The 26,727-nt window shown below is 75.3% G+C and carries 22 protein-coding genes and 1 pseudogene; 14 read left to right on the top strand and 9 right to left on the bottom strand.

Features of this window, described 5'->3' with window-relative positions; translation table 11 throughout:
* Positions 1–5: 5 nt before the first annotated feature.
* The 9 genes from TK50_RS06095 to TK50_RS06055 all read left to right on the top strand — a co-directional run bounded on the left by TK50_RS06095 (position 6) and on the right by TK50_RS06055 (position 10,838).
* Positions 6–1,430: an aldehyde dehydrogenase family protein gene (locus TK50_RS06095; RefSeq protein ID WP_043963942.1), complete on the top strand. Its 1,425-nt coding sequence runs from the start codon at positions 6–8 to the stop codon at positions 1,428–1,430.
* Positions 1,423–2,247, top strand: a complete 825-nt coding sequence (locus tag TK50_RS06090) for an aldehyde dehydrogenase family protein (protein ID WP_043961844.1) — start codon at positions 1,423–1,425, stop codon at positions 2,245–2,247. The genes TK50_RS06095 and TK50_RS06090 overlap by 8 nt, the downstream gene beginning before the upstream one ends.
* Before the next feature lie 170 nt (positions 2,248–2,417).
* Positions 2,418–2,891: a BlaI/MecI/CopY family transcriptional regulator gene (locus TK50_RS06085; RefSeq protein WP_043961843.1), complete on the top strand. Its 474-nt coding sequence runs from the start codon at positions 2,418–2,420 to the stop codon at positions 2,889–2,891.
* 10 nt (positions 2,892–2,901) lie between these two features.
* Positions 2,902–3,807, top strand: a complete 906-nt coding sequence (locus TK50_RS06080) for a M56 family metallopeptidase (protein ID WP_043961842.1) — start codon at positions 2,902–2,904, stop codon at positions 3,805–3,807.
* Positions 3,808–4,206: 399 nt separating this feature from the next.
* Entirely contained in the window at positions 4,207–5,457 is a 1,251-nt protein-coding gene (locus TK50_RS06075) for a cytochrome ubiquinol oxidase subunit I (RefSeq protein WP_043961841.1), read from the top strand.
* Positions 5,458–5,468: 11 nt separating this feature from the next.
* Complete coding sequence (locus TK50_RS06070) at positions 5,469–6,476, top strand: cytochrome d ubiquinol oxidase subunit II (protein ID WP_043961840.1); 1,008 nt, start codon at positions 5,469–5,471, stop codon at positions 6,474–6,476.
* A complete protein-coding gene (gene cydD, locus TK50_RS06065; RefSeq protein WP_082106196.1) occupies positions 6,473–8,257 on the top strand; it encodes a thiol reductant ABC exporter subunit CydD in 1,785 nt (594 codons plus the stop codon). The genes TK50_RS06070 and cydD overlap by 4 nt, the downstream gene beginning before the upstream one ends.
* Positions 8,254–10,086, top strand: coding sequence for a thiol reductant ABC exporter subunit CydC (gene cydC / locus TK50_RS06060; protein ID WP_043961839.1), 1,833 nt, complete (start codon positions 8,254–8,256; stop codon positions 10,084–10,086). The genes cydD and cydC overlap by 4 nt, the downstream gene beginning before the upstream one ends.
* 59 nt (positions 10,087–10,145) lie before the next feature.
* Positions 10,146–10,838, top strand: coding sequence for a permease prefix domain 1-containing protein (locus TK50_RS06055; RefSeq protein WP_043961838.1), 693 nt, complete (start codon positions 10,146–10,148; stop codon positions 10,836–10,838).
* Positions 10,839–11,310: 472 nt separating this feature from the next.
* Here the strand turns inward: TK50_RS06055 and TK50_RS06050 are convergent, their stop codons facing one another.
* Positions 11,311–11,646 carry a PadR family transcriptional regulator gene (locus TK50_RS06050; RefSeq protein ID WP_043961837.1) on the bottom strand — a complete coding sequence of 112 codons (336 nt, stop codon included), beginning with the start codon at positions 11,644–11,646 and terminating at the stop codon, positions 11,311–11,313.
* A 118-nt stretch (positions 11,647–11,764) separates the two neighbouring features.
* Here TK50_RS06050 and TK50_RS06045 point away from each other — a divergent pair, with 118 nt between their 5' ends.
* Both TK50_RS06045 and TK50_RS06040 read left to right on the top strand, forming a co-directional pair.
* Positions 11,765–12,778 (top strand): hypothetical protein, encoded by a 1,014-nt coding sequence (locus tag TK50_RS06045; protein WP_043961836.1) that lies wholly within the window; start codon positions 11,765–11,767, stop codon positions 12,776–12,778.
* Positions 12,779–12,842: 64 nt separating this feature from the next.
* Positions 12,843–15,365, top strand: coding sequence for a transposase (locus TK50_RS06040; protein ID WP_043961835.1), 2,523 nt, complete (start codon positions 12,843–12,845; stop codon positions 15,363–15,365).
* A gap of 372 nt (positions 15,366–15,737) precedes the next feature.
* Here TK50_RS06040 and TK50_RS06035 read toward each other — a convergent pair whose 3' ends face one another.
* From TK50_RS06035 to TK50_RS06020, 4 genes are all read right to left on the bottom strand, one after another.
* Positions 15,738–16,331, bottom strand: coding sequence for a GTP-binding protein (locus TK50_RS06035; RefSeq protein ID WP_043961834.1), 594 nt, complete (start codon positions 16,329–16,331; stop codon positions 15,738–15,740).
* 1 nt (position 16,332) lies between these two features.
* Entirely contained in the window at positions 16,333–16,707 is a 375-nt protein-coding gene (locus TK50_RS06030; RefSeq protein WP_043963940.1) for a DUF742 domain-containing protein, read from the bottom strand.
* Positions 16,708–16,807: 100 nt separating this feature from the next.
* Positions 16,808–17,212: a roadblock/LC7 domain-containing protein gene (locus TK50_RS06025; protein ID WP_013283992.1), complete on the bottom strand. Its 405-nt coding sequence runs from the start codon at positions 17,210–17,212 to the stop codon at positions 16,808–16,810.
* Entirely contained in the window at positions 17,209–20,766 is a 3,558-nt protein-coding gene (locus TK50_RS06020; RefSeq protein ID WP_043961833.1) for a sensor histidine kinase, read from the bottom strand. Before TK50_RS06020 ends, TK50_RS06025 begins: the two co-directional genes overlap by 4 nt.
* A 460-nt stretch (positions 20,767–21,226) precedes the next feature.
* Between TK50_RS06020 and TK50_RS34755 the strand changes: the two genes are divergently transcribed.
* Complete coding sequence (locus TK50_RS34755; RefSeq protein WP_228987028.1) at positions 21,227–21,565, top strand: hypothetical protein; 339 nt, start codon at positions 21,227–21,229, stop codon at positions 21,563–21,565.
* On the opposite strand, the gene TK50_RS06010 is transcribed toward TK50_RS34755, so the two are convergent.
* Positions 21,566–22,645: an adenosine deaminase gene (locus tag TK50_RS06010; protein WP_043961831.1), complete on the bottom strand. Its 1,080-nt coding sequence runs from the start codon at positions 22,643–22,645 to the stop codon at positions 21,566–21,568. It abuts the gene before it with no gap.
* Positions 22,646–22,708: 63 nt separating this feature from the next.
* On the opposite strand from TK50_RS06010, the pseudogene TK50_RS35595 reads away from it, so the two are divergent.
* Both TK50_RS35595 and TK50_RS35590 read left to right on the top strand, forming a co-directional pair.
* Positions 22,709–22,975: pseudogene (locus TK50_RS35595) on the top strand (putative RNA methyltransferase); the annotation flags it as partial.
* Positions 22,976–23,047: 72 nt separating this feature from the next.
* Positions 23,048–23,887 (top strand): methyltransferase domain-containing protein, encoded by an 840-nt coding sequence (locus TK50_RS35590; protein WP_422119935.1) that lies wholly within the window; start codon positions 23,048–23,050, stop codon positions 23,885–23,887.
* 37 nt (positions 23,888–23,924) lie between these two features.
* On the opposite strand, the gene TK50_RS06000 is transcribed toward TK50_RS35590, so the two are convergent.
* The 3 genes from TK50_RS06000 to TK50_RS05990 form a co-directional block, all read right to left on the bottom strand.
* Positions 23,925–24,605, bottom strand: coding sequence for a DUF4272 domain-containing protein (locus TK50_RS06000; RefSeq protein WP_043961830.1), 681 nt, complete (start codon positions 24,603–24,605; stop codon positions 23,925–23,927).
* A gap of 120 nt (positions 24,606–24,725) precedes the next feature.
* On the bottom strand, positions 24,726–26,006 hold the full coding sequence (locus TK50_RS05995; RefSeq protein ID WP_043961829.1) for a thymidine phosphorylase: 1,281 nt from the start codon (positions 26,004–26,006) through the stop codon (positions 24,726–24,728).
* Between the two features lie 5 nt (positions 26,007–26,011).
* Positions 26,012–26,719: a cytidine deaminase gene (locus TK50_RS05990; RefSeq protein WP_043961828.1), complete on the bottom strand. Its 708-nt coding sequence runs from the start codon at positions 26,717–26,719 to the stop codon at positions 26,012–26,014.
* Positions 26,720–26,727 lie beyond the last annotated feature (8 nt).

Genomic DNA, 26,727 nt, shown 5'->3' with positions numbered 1-26,727 from the left:
GCGTGATCTTCGAATACGCCCCTGCGCCCGAGTCGCGCGCGATCGTCGACCTCAGGCCGTCCTACGGCCTGTTCATCGACGGCGAGTTCGTCGCCGGCGAGGATCTCCACAAGACGGTCAACCCGGCCACCGAGGAGGTGCTCGCCGAGGTCGTCTGGGCCGGCGAGGCCGAGGTGGACCGCGCGGTCCGCGCCGCCCGCACGGCGTACGAGAAGGTGTGGGGCCCGATGCCGGGCCGGGACCGGGCCAAGTACCTGTTCCGGATCGCCCGGATCATCCAGGAGCGCTCCCGCGAGCTGGCCGTGCTGGAGTCCCTCGACAACGGCAAGCCGATCCGGGAGTCCCGGGACGTCGACCTGCCGCTGGTCGCCGCGCACTTCTTCTACTACGCGGGCTGGGCCGACAAGCTGGCGCACGCCGGGTTCGGCCCGAGCCCCCGGCCGCTGGGCGTGGCCGCGCAGGTCATCCCGTGGAACTTCCCGCTGCTCATGCTGGCCTGGAAGATCGCCCCGGCGCTGGCCGCCGGCAACACGGTGGTGCTCAAGCCGGCGGAGACCACGCCGCTGACCGCGCTGCTGTTCGCCGAGATCTGCCAGCAGGCCGACCTGCCGGCCGGCGTGGTCAACATCGTCACCGGCGCGGGCGACACCGGCCGGGCGCTGGTGGAGCACCCGGGCGTGGACAAGGTCGCGTTCACCGGCTCGACCGAGGTCGGCAAGGCCATCGCCCGGTCGGTCGCGGGCACCCGCAAGAAGGTGACGCTGGAGCTGGGCGGCAAGGCCGCCAACATCGTCTTCGACGACGCCCCGGTCGACCAGGCGGTCGAGGGGATCGTCAACGGCATCTTCTTCAACCAGGGGCACGTGTGCTGCGCCGGGTCGCGGCTGCTGGTGCAGGAGTCGGTCGCCGAGCAGGTGCTGGAGTCGCTGAAGCGCCGGATGGCGCTGCTGCGGGTCGGCGACCCGCTGGACAAGAACACCGACATCGGCGCGATCAACTCGGCCGAGCAGCTCGCCCGCATCCGCGAGCTGTCCGACGCGGGCGCGGCCGAGGGGGCGCAGCGCTGGTCGCCGCCGTGTGAGCTGCCCGAGCGCGGGTTCTGGTTCGCGCCGACGATCTTCACGGGGGTCACCCAGGCGCACCGGGTCGCCCGGGAGGAGATCTTCGGCCCGGTGCTGTCCGTGCTGACGTTCCGCACCCCGGCCGAGGCCGTCGAGAAGGCCAACAACACGCCGTACGGGCTGTCGGCCGGGATCTGGACCGACAAGGGTTCCCGGATCCTGTGGATGGCCGACCGGCTGCGCGCCGGGGTGGTGTGGGCCAACACGTTCAACAAGTTCGACCCGACCTCGCCGTTCGGGGGCTACAAGGAGTCGGGCTACGGTCGCGAGGGCGGCCGGCACGGGCTGGAGGGGTACCTCGATGTCTGAGCGGGTCGCGGTGCGCAAGACGTACAAGCTCTTCATCGGCGGGAAGTTCCCGCGCAGCGAGTCGGGACGGTCGTATCTCGTGCAATCCGCGAACGTGTCGCTGGCCTCCCGCAAGGACGCGCGGGACGCCGTCGTCGCCGCCCGCGCCGCCGTGAAGGGGTGGGCCGGGGCGACCGCGTACAACCGGGGTCAGATCCTCTACCGGGTCGCCGAGATGCTGGAGGGCCGCCGCGAGCAGTTCGTGGCCCTGGGCGTGCCGGGCGACGAGGTCGACGCGGCGATCGACCGCTGGGTCTGGTACGCGGGCTGGTCCGACAAGCTCCCCCAGGTGTACGGCGGCGCGAACCCCGTCGCCGGGCCGTACTTCAACCTGTCGGCGCCCGAGCCGACGGGCGTGGTGGCCGTGGTGGCCCCCGAGTCCCCGGCGCTGCTGGGCCTGGTCAGCGTGATCGCCCCGGCGATCGTCACCGGCAACACGGTGGTGGTGGCCGCCTCCCCGACCCAGCCGCTGGCGGCGGTGACCCTGGCCGAGGTGCTGGCCACCTCCGACCTGCCGGGCGGGGTGGTGAACATCCTCACCGGCGCGCTCACCGAGACCGTGCCGACGCTGGCCGCGCACATGGACGTCAACGCGATCGACCTGACCGGGGTGAGCGACGCCGCGCTCGCCGCCGACCTGGAGGTCAGGGCGGCGGAGAACCTGAAGCGGGTGCTCCGGCCGGCCCCGGCCGACCACGACTGGCACGCCGACCCGGGCGTCACGCGGATGACGACGCTGCTGGAGACGAAGACGGTCTGGCACCCCAAGGGGGTCTAGCGTTCCGGCCTTGGGGTTTTCGGGGAGCCCCGCCCGCTCCGGGCGGTCAGGCTTGATCCCTCCGCGGGCGGGGCTCCCCGGAAACCCTGTCGTGGGCCGGGTCCGCCGGTGGGGTCAGCTCAGGTGTGCTGCCGTGGGAGGGGTCTACTACGGGGGGTAGGATTCATGTCGTGACGCGGTTGGGTGATCTTGAGCGAGCGGTGATGGACGTGCTGTGGGACACCGTCCCGGGCACGTCGGACGGGGTGACCGTGCGCGAGGTCGCCGAGGCCCTCGACGGCCGCGAGCTGGCGTACACGACGGTGATGACCGTGCTGGACCGGCTCGCCGGCAAGGGCATGGTGCGCCGCCAGCGGGAGGGGCGGGCCTGGCGCTACCAGGCCGCGGCCAGCCGCGAGGCGCACATCGCCCAGCTCATGCTCGACGCGTTGGACCTCGGCGGCAGCCGGGACGCCGCGCTGGTGCGCTTCGCCCGGTCGGTGACCGGCACCGAGGCCGAGGTGCTGCGCGCCGCCCTCGGCGCCGAGGCGGGCGCCCCGCCGACCGGGCGCACCGGGGCGGAGCCGCTGACCGGCCGGGTCGAGGGACCGCGTGCCGACCTGGCCGGGCGGCCCGCCCTCGCCGACGAGGCGACGGACCGGTAGGGCCGGCGTCATGGCGTACGCCGTGCACTTCGCCGCGACGGTCCTGGCCTGCTACCTGACCGCGCAGGTCCTGGCGGCGTCGACCTGGACGTGGCGGGCCCCCCGGGTGGCGATCGTCTGCTGGCAGGCGGTCGGGCTGGCGCTGGGGCTCTCCGCGATGGGCCTGCCGATGGCGCTCGGCGTGGCCCCGTACGACCGGCCGACCGGGAGCGCGCTGCTCGCCCTCGCCGACGACCTTGCCCACGGCACCCTGCCGGTCGGCGTGGGGGCGGTGCACCTCGGCCTCGTCGGGGTCGGGTTCGGCATCGGGGCGGTGCTGCTCGGCACGACCGTGCGCAGCGTGCACGCCACCGTCCGGGCGCAGCGGCGGCACCGGGACCTGCTCGCCCTGGTGGCCCGGCGGGACCCGGAGGTGCCGGGGGCGCTGGTGCTGGACCATCCGAGCGCGGCGGCGTACTGCCTGCCGGGGGTCAAGCCCCGCGTGGTGGTGAGCGCCGGGGCGCTCAGCATGCTCGACCGGGCCGAGCTGGCGGCGGTGCTGACCCACGAGCGGGCGCACGCCCAGGAGCGCCACGACCTGGTGCTGCTGCCGTTCACCGCGCTGTGCCGGGCGCTGCCCTGGTTCCGGTGGGTACGCGACGCGCACGAGCGGGTCGCCCTGCTGGTCGAGATGCGCGCCGACGACAAGGCCCGCGAGCTGCACGCCGAGGCTCCCCTGGCGGGGGCGCTGCGCCGGTTCGCGGCGGCCGGCCACCGCATCGCCCCGGCCGGCACGCTCGGCCTCGGCGACCGGGACCTGGACGTGCGGGTCCAGCGGCTGCTGGTCGCCGACCGGCCGCCCCGGCTGCTCGGGGCCGCCGCGCTGGCGGTGGCGGCCACCCTGGTCTCACTGCCGGTCTCCCTCTTCCTGAGCTGACTCCTCGCCTCCCGCCGGACTGACGCCCGCCCGCCCGCCGGCCTCGCCCCTCTCCGGCCCCGGACCCGGCCTCGCCCGCCCCGGCCTCGCCCCGCCCCGGCCCCGCCCGACCCGGACCCGGCCTCGCCCTGCCCGGCCCGCGGCCCGACCCTGATCGACTCCAGGTCGGCGACATGGGGGTATCTGGCTCTCGGGATACCCCCATGTCGCCGACATCGCCAGCGCGCGCCCGGCGCGCCGACATCGCCGGCGCGCGCCCGGCGCGGCGGCGCGGATCGGCCCGCGTCCCCCGTTGCCGGACGCCTCCCCTGGTGCCGGATCGCCGACATGCGGGCCGATATGTAGTGAGCCTACGTGTAGGCTCCCTACGACAAGAGAGCCTACTATCGGAGGGCGGTCATGGATCCCCTGCTCCTCGCCCGACTCCAGTTCGCCACCACCACCTCGCTGCACTTCCTCTTCGTCGTCGTCACGCTCGGGCTGGTCACCCTGCTCGTCGGGCTCCAGACGGCCTGGGCGATCACCGGCAACCCCGCCTACGAGCGGCTGACCCGGTTCTGGGGCCAGCTCTATGTGATCAACTACGTGCTGGGCATCGGCACCGGCCTGCTCATGGAGTTCCAGTTCGGGCTGAACTGGAGCGGCCTGTCGCGCTACGTCGGCAACGTCTTCGGCGCCCCGCTGGCGATCGAGACCCTGGTCGCGTTCTTCCTGGAGTCCACGTTCCTCGGGATGTGGATCTTCGGCTGGCACCGGCTGCGCCGGGGCGTGCACCTGGCGCTGCTGTGGGGCGTGGCCCTGACCGCGTACGCCTCCGCGTTCTGGATCATGGTGGCGAACGCCTGGCTCCAGCACCCGGTCGGCTACGAGGTACGCGACGGGGTGGCCCACCTGACCGACTTCGGCGCGCTGCTGACCAACCCCACCCTCGGCCTGGCCTTCGGGCACGTGGTCGCCGCCGCCCTGCTCACCGGCGGGATGCTGATGGCGGCCGTGAGCGCCTGGCACCTCATCCGGCGCACCCCGGACCACGCGCTGTTCCGCGCCTCGCTGCGGATCGGCCTGGTCACCGCGGCCGTCTCGATCAGCCTCGTGCAGGGCTTCGGCTTCGCCCAGTTCGGGCCCGTCGGGCAGGCCCAGCCCACCAAGTTCGGCGGCGGCGCACAGCGCGACGCCCTGGTCGCCGAGTGGGCCGCCCGGTTCGGGCCCGGCGACTACACCCCGCCCGTGCTCGCCGACGTCGGGCTCGGCTTCATGATCCTGATCGGGTTCCTCCTCGGCGGCCTGTGGCTGCTGCTCCCCCTGCTCTGGCGAGACTGGGTCATCCGGCTGCGGTTCCCCCTCTGGCTGGTGCTGCTGGCGCTGCCGCTGCCCTTCGTCGCGGTGATCCTCGGCTGGATCGCCCGCGAGGTGGGCCGCCAGCCCTGGGTCGCGTACGGGCTGCTCTCCACCGAGCGCGCCGTCTCCCCGGTCGCGCCGGGGGTGATGCTCGCCTCGCTGATCGGCTTCACCCTGCTGCTCGGCGGGCTCGCCGTCGCCAACTGGGTGCTGTTCGCCCGGCACGCCGCCCGGGGCGCCGCCGACCCCGCCCTCGGCCGCCGGCCCGGCCCGGCCGCCGACGACCCCCGTCCCGTCCCCGTCCTCGGCTGAGGAGGCCACCCGTGGAACTCGCCTGGTATGCCCTGCTCGGGCTCTTCCTCGCCGGCTACCTCGTGCTCGCCGGCTACGACTACGGCGTCGGCCTGCTGCTGGCCCGGGGCGGGCCGCCGGCCCACCGGCGGGCGGCGCTCACCGCCGTCGGCCCGTTCTTCCTCGGCAACGAGGTCTGGCTGGTGGCGACCGCCGGCATCCTGTTCGGCGCGTTCCCCGCCCTGGAGGGGGAACTGCTGTCCGGCTTCTACCCCGTCGTGGCCGCCGCGCTGGGCGGGACGATCACGGTGACCGTCGGCGTGCAACTGCGCAGCCGCCCGACCGGCGAGCCGACCCGCGCCGCCTGGGACCGGGTGGTGGCCGCCGGGAGCCTGGCCGCCGCGTTCGGCTGGGGCGCGCTGCTCGCCGGGCTGCTGCAGGGCGTGCCGCTGGCCGCCGACGGGCACGTCACGGGCGTCGGCCACGTGGCCACCCCGTTCGCGGCCCTCGCCGGGCTGGCGATGGCGGCCCTGATGGCGGCGCACGGTGCGACGTTCCTCACGCTCCGGCTGCCGGCCGAGGCCGCCGCGCCGCTGACCCGTACCGCCCGCCGGCTGGTCGCGGCGGCGCTCGCCGCGGTCGCCCTGGCCGCCGTCGCGGGCCTGCTCTCCGATCGGGTACGCGCCGCGACGCAGCGCCCGCTGCCGGCCGTACTGCTGCCGTTGGTGCTGGTGACGGCGCTGCTGGTGGCCCGGACGGCGCTCGAGCGGCGGCGGCCCGGGGTGGCCTTCGCCGCCACCTCGGCGGCGCTGGCGCTGCCGGTGGTGGGGGTCGGCGCGGCGCTGTGGCCCTACGCGCTGGTCTCCACCGGCGCACCGGGGGCGTCACTGAGCGTGGCGGACGCGGCGGCCAGCGGGCCGACGCTGACGCTGCTGGGTTGGCTGGTGCTGCCGCTCCTGCCGGCCCTACTAGGCTTCCAGGCGATGTGCTGGTGGGTGTTCCGGGGACGGACCGACGGCAGGACACCGGTGTACTGGTGAACCGCCGTCCCTTCGACCCGCGTCTGCTGCGCCGGGTCCCCGCGGCCCGGCGCGACCTCGCCGTGCTCGCGGTCCTCGGCGGGCTCACGGCGCTGCTGGTCGTAGGGCAGGCCACCGCCCTGGCCACGGTGCTGGCCAGCGCGCTCGACGGGCGGCTGGCCCGGCCGGCGCTCGCCGGGTTCCTGGCCGCCGTGGCGGGGCGGGCGCTGGTCGCCTGGGCGCAGGGCACGGTGGCGGCGCGGGCCGCCGCGACGGTCAAGGCGGCGCTGCGGGCCGACCTGCTCGCCGCCGTCGGTCGGCACGGGCCCGGCTGGGTCGCCGGGCAGCGGGCCGGGCAGCTCGCCACGCTGGCCGGGCGCGGGCTGGACGCCCTGGACGCGTACTTCACCGGCTACCTGCCGCAGCTCGTGCTCAGCGTCACCGTGCCGGTGGCCGTGCTGGCCCGGATCACGTTCGCCGACTGGGGCTCGGCCGTCATCATCGCGCTGACCCTGCCGCTGATCCCGGTCTTCGGTGCGCTGCTCGGCTGGCAGGCGCAGGCCGCCACCGAGCGGCAGTGGCGGCGGCTGTCCACGCTGGGCGGGCACTTCCTCGACATGGTCGCCGGGCTGCCCACGCTGCGCGCGTTCGGCCGGGCCCGCAGCCAGGTCGAGGTGGTCCGCCGGATGGCCGACGGGCACCGGGCCGCGACGATGCGGACGCTGCGGATCGCGTTCCTGTCCGCGCTGGTGCTGGAGCTGGTCGCCACGCTGTCGGTGGCGCTGGTCGCGGTGCCGGTCGGCATCCGGCTGCTCGGCGGCGGGATCACGCTCTCCACCGCGCTGCTGGTGCTGCTGCTCACCCCCGAGGCGTACCTCCCGCTGCGGGCCGCCGGCAGCCGGTTCCACGCCAGCATGGAGGGGCTCACCGCGCTGGACGAGGCGCTGACCCTCTCCGCCACCGACCCGACCGTCCCCGCCGTCCCCGCCGGGCCCACGGACGCCGCGACGCCCGCCGGGGCGCGGCCCGCCCCCGACGGGCACGGCGAGATCCGGTTCGAGGGCGTGACCGTCGCGTACGAGCGGACCGTGGCGCTGCGGGACGTCACGCTGACGATCCGGCCCGGCGAGCGGATCGCCATCGTCGGGCCGAGCGGCGCGGGCAAGAGCACCCTGCTCAACCTGCTGCTCGGCTTCGTCGCCCCGACGTCCGGCCGGGTCACCGTCGGCGGCGTCGACCTGGCCGGCGCGGACCCCGACGGGTGGCGGCGTCAGGTCGCCTGGGTGCCGCAGCGGGCCCACCTCTTCGCCGCCCCGCTCGCCGACAACATCCGGCTCGGCGCACCCGGCACGCCCGACGCCGCGCTCGCCGACGCGGTCACCGCCGCCGCGCTGGACGAGGTCGTCGCCGCCCTGCCCGACGGGCTCGACACCGTGCTCGGCGAGCGCGGGCACGGACTGTCCAGCGGCCAGCGGCAACGGGTCGCGCTGGCGCGGGCGTTCCTGCGGGACGCGCCGGTGGTGCTGCTGGACGAGCCGACCGCGCGCCTGGACACCGCCAGCGAGGCCGGGGTGCTGGCCGCCACCCGCCGGCTCGTCGCCGGGCGGACCGCCCTGCTGGTGGCCCACCGTCCGGCGCTGCTCGCCGACGCCGACCGGATCCTGCGGATCGACGACGGCCGGGTCACCGAGCTGGCCCCCGCCCCGGCGACTCCCGCAGCAGGGGTGGCTGCCGCGTCGGCCGCTCCCGGCTCCGGTGCGGGAGTGGCCACCGCGCCGGCCGGAGAGGAGGGGGCCCGGTGAGCAGCGGGAGCAGCCGGGCTGGCGACGGGAGCGTCCGGGCCGCCGAGCGGACCGTGCTGCGGCTGGCCCGGCCGTACCTGGGCCGGCTGGTCGGCGCGGGGCTGCTCGCCGCCGCCACCGAGTTCGCCGGGCTGGCCCTGATGGCCACCGCCACCTGGCTGCTGATGAGCGCCGCCGGCCGGCCGCCGCTGGACCGGCTCACCGTGGCGATCGTCGCGGTGCGGGCGCTGGCGATCAGCCGAGGCGTGTTCCGCTACACCGAGCGCCTCGCCGGCCACGACGCCGTGCTGCGGATGATCACCGACGTGCGGGCCGGGGTCTTCGCCGCCCTGGCCGCCCGGCGCGACGCCACCCGGCAACGCACCGGGGACGCCCTGAGCCGGCTCGTGTCCGACGTGGAGGCCGTGCAGGACCTGCTGCTGCGGGTGCTCGTCCCGGGGGCCGCCGCCGCGACGGTCAGCGTGCTGGCCGTGGCCGGGGCCGCCGCCGTGTCGCTGCCCGCCGCCGGGGTGCTGGCGCTGGGCCTGCTCGTCGCCGGGGTGGCCCTGCCGCTCGCGGCCACCGCGCTGACCCGGCACGCCGCCGACCAGGTGGCCCCGCTGCGCGGTGCCCTCGCCACGGACGCCGTGGACCTGACCCACGGCGCGGCCGACCTGGCCGCGTTCGGGGCCACCGGGCACGCGCTGGACGCCGCCGCCGACCGGGCCCGCCGGCTGGCCCGGCTGGAACGGCGGCTCGCCGCGACCGGCTTCGCCGTGGACGCCGCCGGGGTGCTGGTCGCCGGTGCGACCGCCGGCGCGGTGGTGGTCACCGCGCTGCGCGGCGGCGTCGGCGGGGTGCTGGTCGGCGTGCTGGCGGTGGGCTCCCTGGCCGCCGTCGAGGTGGCGCTCGCGCTGGTCGGGGCCGCCCGGCAGCGCACGCAGCTGCGGGCGGGGCTGGTCCGGGTGGCCGCCCTGCTGACCGCTGCGGAGACCGACGCGGCCGTTGCCGACAACGCTGCCGGGGCTGGGGCCGGGGTGGGGGCCGCTCGGGCCGCCGGTGTCGCCGCCGTCGTCCCGGGCTCGCACGACGTGCGCTTCGACGAGGTCACCGTGCGGTACCGGGCCGGTGCCGCCCCGGCCCTCGACCGGTTCACCCTGGACCTGCCGGCCGGTCGCCGGATCGCCGTGGTCGGGCCCAGCGGCGCCGGCAAGAGCACCCTCGCCGCCGTCCTCACCGGCTCGGTGGGCCCGGCGGAGGGCCGGGTCACCCTCGACGGGGTCGACCTGTCGGCGTACCCGGCCGAGGAGCTGCCCCGGGCGGTCGGTGGCCTGCTCGCCGAGGCGTACGTCTTCCACGCCACGGTCCGGGAGAACCTGCTGCTCGGCCGGCCCGCCGCCGACGAGGCGGAGCTGGCCGCCGCGACCCGGGCGGCCGGGCTGCTGGACTGGGTGCACGCCCAGCCGGCCGGCTGGGACACGGTGGTCGGCGAGGAGGGCGGTCAGCTCTCCGGCGGCCAGCGGCAGCGCCTCGCGCTGGCCCGGGCGCTGCTCGCCGCGCCCGGGGTGCTGGTGCTCGACGAGCCGACCGAGGGGCTCGACCCGGCCGCCGCCGACGCGGTGCTCGCCTCGGCGCTGGCGGCGACCCCCGCCGGGCACTCGGTGCTGCTGATCAGCCACCGGCTCAGCGGGCTCGCCGACCTCGACGAGATCGTGGTGCTCGACGCCGGCCGGGTGGTCCAGCGCGGCCGGCACGACGAGTTGGTCGCCGCGCCGGGCTGGTACCGGGACCAGTGGCTGCTCCAGGAGGCGGCCGAGCGCGGGTACCTGGCCCTGACGCCCCACCCCTGAGCCGGCCTCCGGGATTCCCCCGGACGCGCCGCCCGCCGCCGCGTGGCAGGCTCGGTCGCATGGCGCCCGGCGACGACGTACTCGTGGAGGAGCGGCTGCGCGAGCTGGGCGACCGGCTGTACGGCCCGGCGCGGCTGAAGGCCGACCTGCTCACCGAGGCCCGCCACGCGTTGCAGGACGCCGTCGAGGCGTACCGGGACGGGGGTCTGCCGGCGGCGGAGGCCGCGCAGCGGGCGGTGGCCGAGTTCGGCGAGCCGGCCCGGCTCGCCCCGGCGTACCAGGCGGAGCTGGCCACCGGGTCGCTGCGCGGCCTGTCCCTGCGGGTGCTCGCGGTCGCCGGCGTGCTGGTCGTCGCGGGCGACCTGACCTGGCAGGGGTCGAGCTGGAGCGGCGGGCCCGGCCCACCGGTGGCCTACCGCCTGCTGTCGGGCGCGGTGAACGGCATCTGGCTGGGAGCGGCCATTCTGGCGGTGGCGGGGCTGACGGTGGTCGCCGCGTCGGCCCGGTCGGCGCACCCGGCGCTGCCCCGCCTCGCCCGGCTGACCGGCTTGGCGCTCACCGTCGCGCTCGTCCTCGGCGCGGCCAGCGGCGCGGCCCTGTACGGCTGGTCCGTCGGGCTGTGGGAGGCGGCCCGCACCTGGCCACCGATGCTGGTCGGCGCGCTGGCCAGCGGCGCGGGGTTCCTGTGGATCGGCCGGGCGGCCCGGTCCTGGCTGCTCGCGACCCGCCGCCGGCCGGCCGGACCGGCATAGGGTGCGCCCGAGCCGGCTCGCCGACCCGCCGACCCGCCGACCCGGCGTGGGTCCGGCGCTCCGCCGGAGTCGGCCGCGCCCGGACGCACCACGTCCCACGCACCCACGCACCCACGTTCGTCACTCCCCGCAACGGGCTCGCCCAGCACCACCACGCCCACTTCCCCCCTTTGCTCTGCACCCACATACGCAACACCTGACGTAGGGTGACCGCACGTCGACCCGCCCGGCACCGCCGATTCCACATCCGAGCAGCCCAGCCGGGTGTTGCGCGGATGGGTGCAGAGCAAAGGGAAGACGAGTCGTCATGCCGGGCAGGCCGACCGCCACGCGGAGTGACGCACGCTCTCCCGCACCGACGATGGCCGCCGCCATGACAGAAAGTGACATGAGTGCGGCGAACCCGAGGGCGGGCCGCAGGCCCGGGACGCGGGCGTAGGGGCCGCCGGCTGGCGCGGACAGCCGGGCGGGGTCAGGCCGGCGCGGGCGGGGTGTCGCCGAGGAACTGGCCGACGGTCGCGCTGAACTCTTGCCAGCCGGCCCGCTCACCGGCGAGGGCCCGACGACCCGAGTCGGTCAGCTCGTAGGTGCGGCGCTCCCGGCCGTTGACGGTGCTCCAGCTGCTGGCCACGTGCCCCGCCCGCTCCAGTCGGCGCAGCGCCGGGTAGATCGTCCCGGTGGGCAGGTCGAGGGCGCCCTCGCTGCGGGCGCGCAGCGCCTCGATGATGGCGTAGCCGTGCAGGGCCCCCCGCTCCAGCACCGCGAGCAGCAGCGCGTCGAGGTGTCCGTGCAGCGCCTGGGCCTTCATAGGTAGCAAGACTACGTGTGGGCCGCGCGGGCCGCCACCGGGGTGCGGGCATCGGCCTCCCGGAGTCGCCCACTAGGGTATGTGCCCAGAGTCACTCGACGGCCGGAGACGCCGCCGGGTGGGCAGCCCGAAGCACACGGAGGTCAGCGTGGCCCGCCAGTCGCCCCAACGGCCCGACGCCGACGAGCCCGAGCTCGACGAGACCGACGGCACCCTCGAAGAGATCGACGAGGACGCCGAGCGCCCGTCGGCGCGCGAAGCCGACCGCGCGCTCTGGGACGAGCTGCGGATCGACCCGGTCGAGATCGCCCTGCCCGCCGGCACCGGCTTCACGCTGCGGGCGTACCGGCCGGCGCGGGAGCTGACCCCGACCGACGTCGCCGAGCGCGACCAGGACGACCCGTTCCTGGCCCGCAGGCAGGCGGTCGAGACCGACGACGAGGACGACGACGAGGTCGTCATCCTCGACGAGGAACTGGCCGCCGAGTTCGCCGAGGCAGAGGCCGAGGAGGCCGAGAAGGCGGACGGGAAGTCCCGCCGCCGCAAGCCGACCGCCGACGCCGACGCGGCTGACGCCGACGCCGACACCGACGCGGACGCGACGGAGGAGTCGGACGCCGACGACGCCGAGGACGAGGCAGACGACGAGGAGGTGCCGGTCTTCCTCAGCCACCGGGGCAAGTTGCTGCTGTTCAAGACGCCGGAGTCCCTCGTCAGCTTCGTCAGGTCCGGCGCGCCCAACGACATGTCTCAACTGGACAGCTGGAATGAACTGTCCGAACGGGTGGAACCGGCCGACATCGTCCCGCTCGACGAGGACACCTACGAGCTCGACCTGGTCGTGGAGAACCTGCGGGGCGGGCACGACACCTGGGACTCGACCCTCCTGATCGAGGCCGGCGAGGTGGCTCGGGACATCGCGTACGCGCTGCGGCTGCCCGCGGTGCTGGACATGCTCTCCGCCGGCTCCAGCCTCGACGACCTGGACGAGGCGCTGCGTGCCACCGCCAACGGCGGGATCGGGGGCTTCCTCGGCCGGCGTCGGCTGAAGAAGATCGGCGCGCAGACGGCGAGTCTCGGGTGGCGCACCATTGTCGGCAAGATCTCTGCAGTCGTGGACTGGCGCGACTGACGCGTTCCAGGGAGCATCAGTCTCTGGCAGAGAAAGACCTCAGTCCCGGGAGGAGGACGACGCCGTGGCGCTCGTGCGCGTGTACTGCGGTCTGGCCTCGGCGGATCCGGCCGACCGACCGGCCTCGGCCGGTTCGACGCTGACGTCCGCTGTGGTCGACGACGCAGGTCGGCTGCTCCATGTCTGCGAGATCGGCGACGACCCGGCCGGCTATGCCCAGCTGGTCGCGCTGCTCGTGGAGCGGTCGGGCGGGCCGAGCGGGGCCGCGATCGCCGCCGACAGCGACGACCACACGGTCACCTCGCTGCTGAGCGCCGCCGGGCGTCCCCTGGCCATCGCGGACGACGACTCCGTCGACGACTTCGCCGAGCGGTTCGCCGACGACGACTCGCTGGAGGAGATGCAGTCCCCGCCGGCCGAGCGGCGGGCGGTCGGGCTGGCCCGGGCTCTCCAGGCCGGCGCGCTGTCGGCGGTCACCCTGCCGGCGCCCCGGGACCTCGCCGGTTACAAGCAGGTCCTCTCGGCGCACGCCGCGCTCGCCAGCGGCCGGCACTCCGCCGCCGTGGCGCTGCGCGAGGTGCTGCGGGAGCTCTACCCCGCCGCCCTGCGCGCGTACCCGGACCCGGCCGAGCCGGTCGCCCTGGCCGTGCTCGACGCCCTGCCGGAACCCGGCATGCTGGGCGGCACGATCGCCCGGGGCCGGGAGGTGTCGGTGGCGGCGGACGCCATCGCCGCCCACCTCGCGGCCGACGGGGTGGCCGACGAAGGCAAGATCAACGATGCGGTGACCGCGCTGCGGGTCGCCATCGCCGAGACCCCCCGCCGCGCGGCGGTGAGCCGGGCGCTCACCTCCGCCGTCGCGGAGACCGTCCGCCAGGCGGTGGCCTCGGTGCGGGCCTGCGATGCGGGCTGCGAGGCCCTGGTCGGCGCGCTCGACGCCCGGGTCACCACCCCCGTGCCAGCGTCTGGCCGCCGGGCCGCCGCCCGCCGGGGGGAGCCGATCGCCGAGCTTCCCGGCTCGGGTCTGCGCGCGCTGCGGCCCACCGAGCCCGAGCCGGTCGCCGGGCGGCGCAGCCGTCCCGAGCCGGTAGCCGGCGGCGGCCTGCCCGCCCAGCCCCGTCCACTCGGCCCGCCACCGGTCGCGCCGGAGCCCGTCGCCCCGCCGCCGGTCGCCCCGCGCCCGGTCGTCCCGGCCGCCTCGGCCACCCCGCCCGTCTCCGGCCCGCCGTCGCCCGACCCGCGCCGCCTGATGGACGGTCCTCCGTCGCCCGACCCGCGCCGCCTGATGGACGGCCCTCCGCCGCCGGAGCCGCGCCGCCTGATGGACGGCCCGCCCGCGTCCGCGCCGGAGCCGCGCCGCCTGATCGACGGCCCGACCAACCGGCCGGTCTCCGCGCCGCCGCCCCCGCCGCCGGGCATCACGCCGATCGCGCCGAGCCAGCGCGAGCGCGGGTCCGTGCCGCCGGCCGAGGCCGGCGAGCCGTTCCGGCCCACGCTGACCACGGCCGCGATCCAGAACGCGCGGGCGGAGCGGCAGCGCACCATCATCCCGCCCCGGCCCAAGACGACGGGCGAGTCCGCGCCACCGCCCACCGGCGGCTTCAGCGCCACCGACCTGAGCGTCCCGGTGCCGGCCCCGCGCCCCGGCCAGGAGGCTGCTCCCCCCGGCTCGCGGGCGAACTGGCCGCTGGTCAACAACCCCGAGGACCCGGCGGACAGCTCCCCGAACAACCCGGTCGTCCGCCCCTTCGAGGAGCGGGCGAAGCGGCAGATCGACGCCCCGACCGAGGTCGTCCCGGCGACCGAGGGCCGGGTCACCCCGCCGTGGCTCGCCGACGACCTGCCCCAGGAGCCGCCGATGCTGCGACTGGTCGAGCCGCCGCCGCTGGCCGACCGGGCGCTGCGGGAGGGGTCGGGCCCGACCGGGGACCCGCGTCTGGAGCCCCCGCCGCTGCGGCTGGTCGACCGGGGCGAGGCAGCCCGCGCCGAGCGTCCCGCCCCGGAGCCCCGGCCCGAACGGCCAGCGATGGAGCACCGCTCCCCGCTCGGGCAGCGGGTCCCTGCGGAGCAGCGGCCCACCATGGAGCACCGGTCGGCCCCGCCCCAGCCACCGCGTCCCGCCCCCATGGAGCGGCGTACCCCGCCGATCTCCGACGAGGGGGACGGTGACCTGCTGATCTTCGCCGCCGCCAAGTCGGCCTGGTTCGTCGGCCACGGCGACGAGGCCGAGCTGGACTGGTCGAGCACCGCCGACACCGGGTGGCAGGCCGCCGAGCAGGCCGCCCGCCCGGCGGTGGGTGCCGAGACCAAGGCCGGGCTGCCCAAGCGGGTGCCGCAGGCCAACCTGGTGCCGGGCTCGCCCCTGCGCGAGGAGCGTCCCCTGCGGATAGTCCGCGACGCGGCCAGCCTCGCCGAGAACACGACCGGCTACTTCCGGGGCTGGCGTCGCGGGCAGGAGATCGGCGGTTTCGCCGTCGGCGGCCGACCGGGCCGCGAGGCGGCGGGCGGCTGGGACTTCACCCGGGACACCGGCGACCGCGACGACGACCGGGAGTACGAGTACCGCTCCGCCGGCTACCGCTCCTGACCACCGCGCCGGGGCGGCACCGCCGCCCCGGCTTCCCGTCCCGGACACCGGAGCGTCGCAGCCACCGGAGCGTTGCGGCATACGGCCGACACGGCGACGAGAGCTCCCTGGTGGACTCGGGGACCTCGGAGACCGGACCCGGCCGCAGGCACCCCACGCCGACGGCTACGACTGCCCTGCGGCGGCCTGACGTCCCCTGGGGACGGACAACGTCGAGGGACCCACCCTGTCATTAAGACGCAGGGCAGCGCGTCCCGGCGCGGGAGCAGGCGACCGCCAGCAACAGCGGCCGGTCGCCACCCGCGCCCGGACAGCAGGACGCGCCCGACGACCCCGGCGGAATGCCGATCGTCGGGCGCGTCCCGTCGTCGATCAGGCCGGCGCGACCGCGCGCGAGCGACGCATCGTGAGCACGTACTCGACCAGCGAGATCAGCACGTGCTTCGTCGACTCCCGGTTACGGGCGTCGCAGGCCACCACCGGCACCTCGTGCGAGATCGCGAGCGCGTCCCGGACGTCCTGCGGGTCGTGGTACTGCATCCCGTCGAAGCAGTTGATGGCCACCAGGTACGGCAGCCGCCGGTGCTCGAAGAAGTCGATGGCCGCGAAGCAGTCGGCCAGCCGCCGGGTGTCGACCAGGACCACCGCGCCGATGGCGCCCCGGACCAGCTCGTCCCACATGAACCAGAACCGGGTCTGGCCGGGGGTGCCGAACAGGTACAGGATCAGGTCCCGGTCGATCGAGATACGGCCGAAGTCCATCGCCACCGTGGTCGTCGTCTTGCCCGGCACCTGCCGGGTGTCGTCGACGCCCACGCCGGCGGAGGTCATGATCGCCTCGGTGGTCAGCGGCGTGATCTCCGAGACCGAGCCGACCAGCGTCGTCTTGCCGACGCCGAAACCACCGGCGATAACGATCTTCGCCGACGTCACGCGCCCGCTCGGGACGGGCGGGCGGTGCGACATGTCAGAGCCTGCGAAGTCCACTCAGCACCCTCTCCAGCAGTTCAGTGCCCACCGCGTCGTCGGAGTCGTCCAGGATGGTCGGCTCGTGGACCGCGACCAGGCCGTCGGTCGCCATGTCGGCGATGAGCACCCTAGCCACGCCGAGCGGGAGCTGCATCCGCGCCGCGATCTCGGCAAGCGACTGCACCCGTCCGTCGCACAGCGCGGCGATGTACTGGTGCTCCCGGCCCTGGCCGCCGTTGGAACCGGCAGCGGCCCGACCACGCACCGTCGTCTCGACGAGTGCCTCCAGGGCGATGTCCAGCCGGGGTCGGGTACGACCGCGGGTCACGGCGTACGGACGGACCAACGCTCCGGTCGGCTCGTCACGATCCATGTCGCCGCTCACCTCCTTCGTCCCCGACACCGGCTGGACCCGGTGGAACCCGTCGTTTCTGTCGTTGCCGCCCCGCCTGACCCACCGGCCAGCGCGCGGGTCAGCCCATCATCCCCACAGCCGTACGCGGCTGCGGGGTCAACGCGTCGCCCACCCGGTCGACCAGGAGGGCCATCTCGTATCCGACCTGCCCGACGTCGCAGCTGCGGGCGGCGAGCACGGCGAAGGACGAGCCGTCCGAGATGGACATCAGGAACAGGAAACCGTTGTCCATCTCGACCACGGTCTGCAGCACCGCGCCGCCCTCGAAGCAGCGGGCCGCCCCCTGCGTGAGGCTGACCAGGCCGGACGCGATCGCGGCGAGCTGGTCGGCCCGGTCACGCGGAAGGTCTCGTGACGACGCGAGGAGCAGACCGTCCGCGGAGACGGCGACCGCGTGCGCGACACCGGGCACCCGGTCGGCGAAGTTGGCCAGCAGCCAACCGAGATCCTGCGTAGTTGTCATCCTTGTTGCTCCTTCTGCCCGCTCCCGGCCACCGGGCCTGAGCCAGACTGCGAGGATTGCTGCCCACCCGAAGCTTCCTCCGGGTTGGTCGGGTTGCCGTCGGGCTGGGTACGCCCGCGCTGCACGCCTCGATGGTATGCCGAGAGCAGACCGCGGACGCCCTCCGGTGTGCGGCGCTGGACCGACGTGGTGGGCTTCTCCACCCCGCCGGGCACGAGCTGGGCCATCGGCACCCGCTTCGGCAGGCCCTTGCGGGTGGTCTCCGCCACCGGGACCTCGGTCGCCGCCGAGGCGGCCCGCCAGCCGTCGTCCGCGGCCGTCTGCCAGGCGTTGCCCTGCGACGTGGGCCGCCGGCCGGTGAAGGCATCGGCGGGACCGGGGCGACCGCCGCCGTTGGTCGGCGATCCGTTGTCGCGGGGCACTCCTCCGGCCATCGGGGTGTCTGCCATCGGTGCGTTACCTGTCGTCCGGGGTGCTGGTGTCTGGACGGCCCGGCCGGTGACGTCGACCGCGGAGAACTGCTGGGTCACGGCGCTGTTCGCCGAGCTTCCGGCGCCGTTGGTCGCTGCGGGCTGGGTGGGGCCCGCCGCCTCCTCCGCGCCCGAGCGGCGGGTGCGGAACCAGGCCGACTCCAGCTCCCGGAAGATCGGCAGCTCCATCGTCTCGTCCGCGTACCGCTGCTGCCGGGTCTGGGCCTGCGGGGGCGTCGGCCGGGCCGGCGTCGGCGGAGTAGCCGGAGCGCTGGGCACCTCGGTGCGCGGCACCCGGGGCAGCTCCGTGGTCATGTCCAGGGCGGCCGCGAGGCGCTCCGGCACCGGCGGGGTGGCCGGCTCCGGGGCCGCCACCGGAGGCCAGGCCGGGGGTGCCACCGGCGCCTGGGCCGAGGGGACCGGCCTGCTGGGCAGTGGCTGCGCCGAGTACGGCTGACCGGAGACGGGCGTGCCGGCCGGCTGACCGGACACCGGTTGAGCGGAGACGGGCTGACCCGACACCGGTGCCGCCGAGACGGGCTGACCCGACACCGGTGCGGCCGAGACGGGCTGACCCGACACCGGGAAGGCGGAGGCGGGCGGTGCCGAGACCGGCGGAATCGGGGGCGCTGAGACCGGCGGCACCGAAACCGGCGGCGAGGTCCATCCGCGGGCCTCCGGGCTGCTCGGCAGCTGCCGGGGAATCGCCGGCTGCTGGCCGCTGCTGGCCGGGTCACCGTCACCGGGGGCCCGCCGCTGCGGCAGCGGGTCGATCTGCTGCCCGTTGGAGGTGCGGGGGGCCGGGGCGCCGCCTGCGGCACCACCGGCGCCGGTGAGGTCCGACCAGGCCGGCATCGACCGCATGGAACCGGCCGACGCGGGCGTGCCGTGGCCGTTGCGCGAGGCCGGGTCGAAGGAGCGGCCGCCCAGGGTGACCTGGTTGCCCGAGTGCCCCGGCCGCTGGCTGGGCGCGGGGGCGGCGGGGCCGTTGCCGAAGGCCGCGAAGGCGCCCAGGGTCGGGGTGGGCCCGCCCGACTGCGGGCCGGTGAGCTGCGCGGGCGGGGCCGGCAGCGCGCCGGGTTGCTGGACCCGGCCGGAGAGCGCACGGGGCACCAGCACGGTGGTGGGCAGGGTCACGTCGGCGACGGTGCCCCGGTCGTTGCCGGGCCGAAGCTCGACCTTCACCCCGTGCCGGGAGGCCAGGCGGGCGACCACGACCAGACCCATCATCCGGGAGACGGCCACGTCCACCTGCGGCGGCGTGGCGAGGCGCTCGTTGAGCTCGTGGAGCTGCTCGACGCTGATGCCGATGCCCCGGTCCTCGACGTAGAGGCTGGCCCGGTCGCCGACCCGGCGGGCCTCCACCATCACCTGCGAGTCGGGCGGCGAGAAGGCGGTCGCGTTGTCGAACAGCTCGGCGACTAGGTGGACCAGGTCGTTGACCGCGTGCGCGGCGACCTCGATGTCGCGGTCGATCACCCCGAACTCGATGCGGGTGTAGTGCTCGACCTCGGACTGGGCGGCCCGCAGCACGTCGATCAGCGCCGCCGGCTCGCGCTGCACGCGGGTGGAGTCGGCGCCGGCGAGCACCAGCAGGTTCTCGTCGTTACGGCGCATCCGGGTCGCCAGGTGGTCGAGCTGGAACAGCTCGGCCAGCCGGTCCGGGTCCTCCTCGCCGCGCTCCAGCCGGTCGAGGTGGCCGATCAGCCGGTCGACCAGGATCTGCGAGCGGCGGGCCAGGTTGACGAACATTGTCGCGACGGAGGCGCGCAGCGCGGCCTGCTCGGCCGCCGTCCGCACGGCCTCCAGGTGGACCGCGTTGAACGCCTCGGTCACCTGACCGAACTCGTCCTTGCTGCGCACCGGCAGCGGCTCGGCGATCTGGTTGGCCGCCTGGACCGGGGAGAGCTGGCTGGACAGCTGCGGGTCGCGCAGCCGGGCGACGGCCTGGGGCAGGCCGTACTGGGCGATGTTGAGCGCGCCCTGCCGCAGGTCGCGCAGCGACCGGGCCATCGACCGGGCGACGAGGTACGCGAACAGGATGGCCAGCAGCAGCATGCCGAGCAGCAGGCCGGTCTGGAGGAACACCGTGCGCTGCACGTCGGAGCGGAGCGCGTCGGCCTGCTTGACGACGTCGCCGTCCAGCTTGGCCTCGACCGTACGGATCAGCTTGGCGTTGGCGACCATGGCCGCGTCCCACTGGTCCGGCCCGAACGGCGCGTCGGCCATGCTGCCGTTGATGTTGCCGTCGAGCCAGCCGGTGTAGTTCTGCGCCTCGCGCCGGTCGCCGCCCGCGACGGTCTGGTCGTGCAGGTCCGCCTCGGCCTGGCTGGCCACCGCCTTGAAGCTCTGCAGCGCCTGCTGCTGACCGGTGCCGCTGGCGATGTAGTCGGTGCGCAGGATGGGGGTCAGCTCGCGCTGGATGAGCGCCCGGTGCACCACGACCCGGCGGACCGAGAGGTATTCCTTCTCCCGGGCGACGGCGGCCGCGGCGCGCATCCGGTCGCTCAGGTCGTTGTCACCGGCGAGCTGGGTGGCGGAGTCGCGGATGGAGAGCAGGTCGTTGATCAGACCCTCGTACGCCTGCATGGCGTCGATGATCTTGAGCTTGCCGTTGAAGACCTGACTGCGGGTGCCGGGCAGGTCCTTCAGGTTCTGGTCGATGCCGTCGAGGAGGTTCTCCAGGCTGTTCGGCAGGTCCTCGACCTTGGCCCGCTGGCTCAGGTACGGCGCCTTGGCCTGATCGACCCGGCTGTTGACCCGGTTGTACGCCTCCTGGTATTGCGCCTTGGCCTGGTCGCCGTTCGCGCCGAGCAGCAGCACTGCGGAGGTGCGCTCGTCCTGCAGGCTGTTGACCAGGTCGCCCGAGTAGCCCACCAGGTTTGCCAGGTCACCGGAGCGGTTGGCGTTGTTCAGCGTCTCCAGGTTGTCGACGAGGCCACTGGTGCCGACGACGACCGTGGCGATGGTCGGCACGATCATGATGAGACCGAGCTTGGACCAGATCGGCATGTCGCGGAGCCGGCCGGCCGGCCGACGCAGTCGCGACAGGAAGGAACCCGCCGTCTTCGGTCGTTTGCTCACGTCACCGCCCTCGCGATCACAGCGCCCGCGCGTTGCCCCGGGCAACGCCCAGCGACCGACCCGGCGGGTCGGACCTCCGAGATTCCATCACGCCGTGTTCCAAAGAGAAAGCCCAGGCTGGCCGTCGCCGAAGGTGTGATGAGATGTTGATGCAATTTGCTCGCAATCCGTCTGGCCGGAGTGACTGAGAGTAATGGAACACCCCCGTCGCGTCATCCTTCTCGCCGGCCCCTCTGGCTCCGGAAAGTCGTACATAGCCCAACGAACCGGGCTTCCCGTCCTCTGTCTCGACGACTTCTACAAGGACGGTGATGACCCTACGTTGCCGCGCCACGACGGCCTTGTGGACTGGGACTCACCCCGTTCGTGGGACGCCGGGGCGGCCGTGGAAACCATTGCCCGACTGGCCCGCGACGGCAAGGCCGAAGTGCCGGTTTATGCGATCGGCGCGGACCGGCAAGTGGCCACCCGGCCATTCGAGGTGACCGGATCGCCACTTTTCGTCGCCGAAGGGATATTCGCCGCCGAGATCGTCGAGGAATGCCGACGGCAGGGGCTGCTCGCCGGGGCGTACGCGCTGCGCCGGCCGCGCGGCACCACCTTCCTCCGGCGGCTCGCCCGCGACCTGGCCGAGCAGCGCAAGGCCCCCCGGGTGCTGCTGCGGCGCGGCCTGGCCCTGCTGCGGGCGGAGCCGGCGGTGCTGCGCCGCCAGGCGGGGCTCGGCGCCCGTCCGGCCCCCGCCCGTGAGGTGCTGCGCCGGGTGGCCGACCTGCTCGCCGGCCACCCGCACCACCCCTGATCAGCCCAGCAGCTTCGCGTACGCCGGCTTGATCACCTCGTCGATGATGACCAGTCGCTCGTCGAACGGGATGAACGCGCTCTTCATCGCGTTGATCGTGAACCACTGGAGTTCTTTCCAGCCGTAGCCGAAGGCCTCCACCAGCAACGCCATCTCCCGGGACATCGAGGTGCCGCTCATCAGCCGGTTGTCGGTGTTCACCGTGACCCGGAACCGCAGGTCACGCAGCAGCCCGATCGGGTGCTCGGCGATCGACGCCGCCGCGCCGGTCTGCACGTTCGACGAGGGGCACAGCTCCAGCGGGATCCGCTTGTCCCGCACGTACGCGGCCAGCCGGCCCAGCGTCGGCCGGTCGTCGCCGGGGGTGATGTCGTCGACGATCCGCACCCCGTGGCCGAGGCGGTCCGCGCCGCACCACTGGATGGCCTGCCAGATCGACGGCAACCCGAACGCCTCGCCGGCGTGGATGGTGAAGTGGAAGTTCTCCCGCTGGAGGTACTCGAACGCATCGAGGTGCCGGGTGGGCGGGAAGCCCGCCTCCGCCCCGGCGATGTCGAAGCCCACCACCCCGGCGTCGCGGTGCCGTACGGCCAGCTCGGCGATCTCCTGCGACCGGGCGGCGTGCCGCATCGCGGTGAGCAGGGTGCCCACGCGGATCTGGTGGCCGGCGTCGGCGGCGAGCGCCGTGCCCTCGGCGAACCCGGCGACGACCGCCTCGACCACCTCGTCCAGGGTCAGGTCCCGCTCCAGGTGCTGCTCGGGGGCGAACCGCACCTCCGCGTAGACGACGCCGTCGGCGGCCAGGTCCTGGGCGCACTCCCGGGCCACCCGGCGCAGCGCGGGCGCGGTCTGCATGACGGCCACGGTGTGGGCGAACGTCTCCAGGTAGCGCTCCAGCGAACCGGAGTCCGCCGCCTCGACGAACCAGCGGCCGAGCGCCCCGGGGTCGGTGGTGGGCAACTCGTGGCCGACCTCGGCGGCCAGCTCGACGATCGTCGCCGGCCGCAGGCCGCCGTCGAGGTGGTCGTGCAGCAGCGCCTTGGGAGCCTTGACGATGTCCTCGTATGAGATTGCGACCATGCTGAGACCCTAGTGGCCACCGGACGGGCCGCCGACGCGACCGGCTGGGAGGATGGCCCGGTGTTGGACCCCCGCATCGTCGGCCGGCTGCGCTGCCCGGTCTGCGCGGAACCGCTCACCGAGGCCGCCACCGGGACCGCCCGGGCGCTGCGCTGCCCGCGCCGGCACAGCTTCGACGTCGCCCGTCAGGGCTACGTCGACCTGCTCGCCGGCCGGGCCCCGCACGCGGGCGACACCGCCGAGATGGTGGCCGCCCGGGCCGACTTCCTCGCCGCCGGGCACTACGACCCGGTCTCGGCCGCGCTCGCCGCCGCCGCGCTCGCGGCGCTGGGTGCCGCGCCCGTGGCCGACGAGGGGCAGGACGGCCCGGCGGCGGACCCTCCGGCGGTCGGCCACCCGGTGATGGACGCCCCGGCGGCTGTTGCCCCCGCCGCGACGGGCCGGTTGGCTGACGCCCCCGCGACAGGCCGCCCGGCGGCTGACGCACCCATCCCGCAGGCCCTTTGCTCTGCACCCACGGGCGCAGCGGTGACGGTGGGTGACCGCTGCGTATGCGGGTGCAGAGCAAAGGGGGCACACGCAGTCGGTCGCCCCGGCCCGCGACACGCCGGGCCCGCAACGCCCACCGAGCCCGCAACACCCAGCGGAACCGGCCGGGCCGTCGGGGCGTACCCGCTGGTGGTGGACGCCGGGGCGGGCACGGGCCGGCACCTCGCCGCGGTGCTGGCGGCGCTGCCCGACGCCGTGGGCCTGGCCCTGGACGTCTCCAAGCCGGCGCTGCGCCGGGCGGCGCGGGCCCACCCGCGCGCGGCGGCGGCGCTCGCCGACACCTGGCGGCGGCTTCCGCTGGCCGACGGCAGCGTCGCGGTGCTGCTCGACGTCTTCGCCCCGCGCAACGGCGCGGAGTTCCGCCGGGTGCTCCACCCGGCGGGCGTGCTGCTCGTGGTCACCCCGGCCGAGGACCACCTCGCCGAACTGGTCGACGCGCTCGGCCTGCTGAAGGTCGATCCCGACAAGGCGGACCGGGTCGCCGGGAGCCTGGCCGACCACTTCGACCAGGCCGCCGAGAGCGTGCTGCGGGCCCGGCTGGAGCTGACCGCGCCGGAGGTCGCCACGCTGGTCGGGATGGGGCCCAGCGCCCGGCACACGGACCCGGCCGTCCTCGCCGCCCGGATCGCCGCCCTGCCCGAGCCGGTCGGGGTGACCCTCGCGGTCCGGCTCGGCGTGTACCGTCCCCGCTGAGCCGGGTGCCGGCCCCGCCGACCGCGGCGCCGCCGCCTCAGGTGGACAGGTCGACCTCTTCCCAGCCCGGCGGTTCGTCGTGGTAGGGCCCGCGCAGGACCACCGCCCACTCCAGCGCCCACCGGCGCTGACCGATCGCGTTGGCGTCGACCAGGCCGGGCCGCGACCGCCCGTCCCGCTCCAGTTCCAGGTACGCCCAGTCGAGGCAGTAGTGCAGGTCGAGCAGGGCCGCCACGTCGGCCGGGTGCTGGGGCGCGGCCAGGATGCGGGAGCGCCAGTGCGCGAAGGTCTCCCCGCCCGCGATGTGCGGCAGCCGCTCCACCAGCCGCTCGTCGACCGGCAGCGTCGGGTCGAGCTGCTTGGTCAGGCCGAGCACCCAGGCCAGCGAGAACAGCGCGTCGTGGTGCAGCACGAACGACCGGTGGTCGCCCCGGCCGCCCATCACGAACTGCCACTCGGGCGGGGTGACCATGTCGACCAGGTGGGAGTTGAGCAGCCAGCTCATCGCCGCCTGCGCGGGCATGCCGAAGCACCGGGCCAGGATCACGTGCAGCACGGCGATGCGCGCCTCGATCTCCACCGTCGGCCGCAGCTCGATCTCGTCGCCGGGCTCCCACACCAGCGGGAACTGCTCGGGTGGCAGCGGCAGCCCCAGCCGGGACAGCTCGTCCAGGCTGGCGTCACGGACCTCGCGCGGGTCGGGAGCGGGTACGCGCACGGCTCAGACCCCTGTCAGTCGCATCGGCTAAGCGCCGGTCGTCCCCCTGGCCTGGGAGAATAGCGGTTAACGGCGGTCGGCACCACGACAGGTGGGTGCCGGGACGGACGCGGGGACAGGTCAGCCGATCCGCTCGATGACCAGCGGCTTCGCGGCCGGGGCGGTCGGCGAGATGCGTACCGCCCGGGCGGCCTCGGCCAGCGCCGCCGGGATCCGGGCCGCGTGCTCGGCGCGCAGCTCGTACAGCGGCTCGCCGGCCCGCACCGGGTCGCCGGGGCGCTTGTGCAGCACCACCCCCGACGGGACGCTCACCGGGTCCTCCTTGCGGGCGCGGCCCGCGCCGAGCCGCCAGGCGGCCACCCCGATCGCGTACGCGTCGACCGACGCCACGAAGCCATCGGAGTCGGCGCGGACCACCTCCACCTCGGGTGCGGTGGGCATGGGCGCGTCCGGGTCGCCACCCTGGGCGCGGATCATCGCCCGCCAGGCGTCCATGGCGCGGCCGTCGCGCAGCGCCGCACCGGGGTCGGCGTCGGGCAGCCCCGCCGCGTCGAGCATCTCCCGGGCCAGGGCGAGGGTCAGCTCCACCACGTCGGCGGGCCCGCCGCCGGCCAGCACCTCGACCGACTCGGTGACCTCGACGGCGTTGCCGACGGCCAGCCCGAGCGGGGTGGACATGTCGGTGAGCAGGGCGACCGTCCTGACGCCGTGCGCGCCGCCCAGCTCGACCATCGTGCGGGCCAGCTCGCGGGCGTCGTCGACGGACTTCATGAACGCCCCGGAACCGACCTTCACGTCGAGCACCAGCGCGCCGGTGCCCTCGGCGATCTTCTTGCTCATGATCGAACTGGCGATCAGGGGGATCGCCTCGACGGTGCCGGTGACGTCGCGCAGCGCGTACAGCTTGCGGTCGGCCGGTGCGAGGCCCGCGCCCGCCGCGCAGATGACCGCGCCCACCTCGCGGAGCTGGCGGATGAACTCGTCGTTGCTCAGCGCGGCCCGCCAGCCCGGGATCGACTCCAGCTTGTCCAGCGTGCCGCCGGTGTGGCCGAGCCCGCGCCCGGACAGCTGCGGCACCGCGCCGCCGCACGCCGCGACCAGCGGGGTGAGCGGAAGGGTGATCTTGTCGCCGACGCCGCCGGTGGAGTGCTTGTCGACGGTCGGCCGCTCGACGGCGGAGAGGTCCAGCCGCTCGCCGCTGGCGATCATCGCGGCGGTCCACCGGGCGATCTCCGGCGCGGTCATCCCGCGCAGCAGGATCGCCATGGCCAGCGCCGACATCTGCTCGTCGGCGACCAGGCCCTTCGTGTACGCGTCGACGACCCAGTCGATCTGGGCGTCGCCCAGCACCCCGCCGTCCCGCTTGGCGCGGATGACGTCCACCGCCGTGAAGGCACTCATCAGTCTCAACCACCCCACCGAATCGGGATCTCCTGCGGCGGCTCCCCCTCGCCGGCCCAGAAGATGGTGCCGGTCGCGTCCACCACCACGACGCGCGGGGTGCGGGCGAGCCCCCAGGCGACCGCCTCGGCCGCCTCGTCCCAGCTCGGGCCCTCCTCCAGCACGCCGGTCTCGGCGCCCTCGGTGTCCCCGGCCGACCGCTCCCAGTACGCCGTCCACACCTGCCGCCCCGCCGACAGGTCGGCGTGCACGAAGACGGTGCCCCGCCCCCGCCAGGCGGCCAGCCGGTCCGGCACCACGGGCACCGGCCGTTCGCCGGTCACCGCCTCCAGGTCGGCCACGTCGAACGCGTGCGGCAGCAGCTCCGCCATGGTCAGCGGGCCGTCCTTGGCTTCGATCAGGCAGCGCGGGCCGCCCTGCTCCCAGAGCAGTTGCCGGCACCGGCCGCACGGCATCAGCGGCTCGCCGGTGGCGTCGACGCAGGACAGGGCGACGATCCGGCCGCCGCCGGTGGCGTGCAGCGAGGAGACCACCCCGCACTCGGCGCAGAGCACCACCCCGTACGCGGCGTTCTCCACGTTGCAGCCGACCACGATCCGGCCGTCGTCGACGAGGGCGGCGGCCCCGACGGGGAACTTCGAGTACGGCACGTACGCGTGCCGCATCACCTCGGTGGCGGCGGCCCGCAGGCGCTCCCAGTCGATCTCGGTCATCCCACCAT

This window comes from Micromonospora haikouensis (assembly GCF_000876225.1).
In the GTDB taxonomy this organism is placed as follows: Bacteria; Actinomycetota; Actinomycetes; order Mycobacteriales; family Micromonosporaceae; genus Micromonospora; species Micromonospora haikouensis.
The sequence above is the reverse complement of the archived record's forward strand: the minus strand, read 5'-3'. Positions and strand labels throughout refer to the sequence as shown.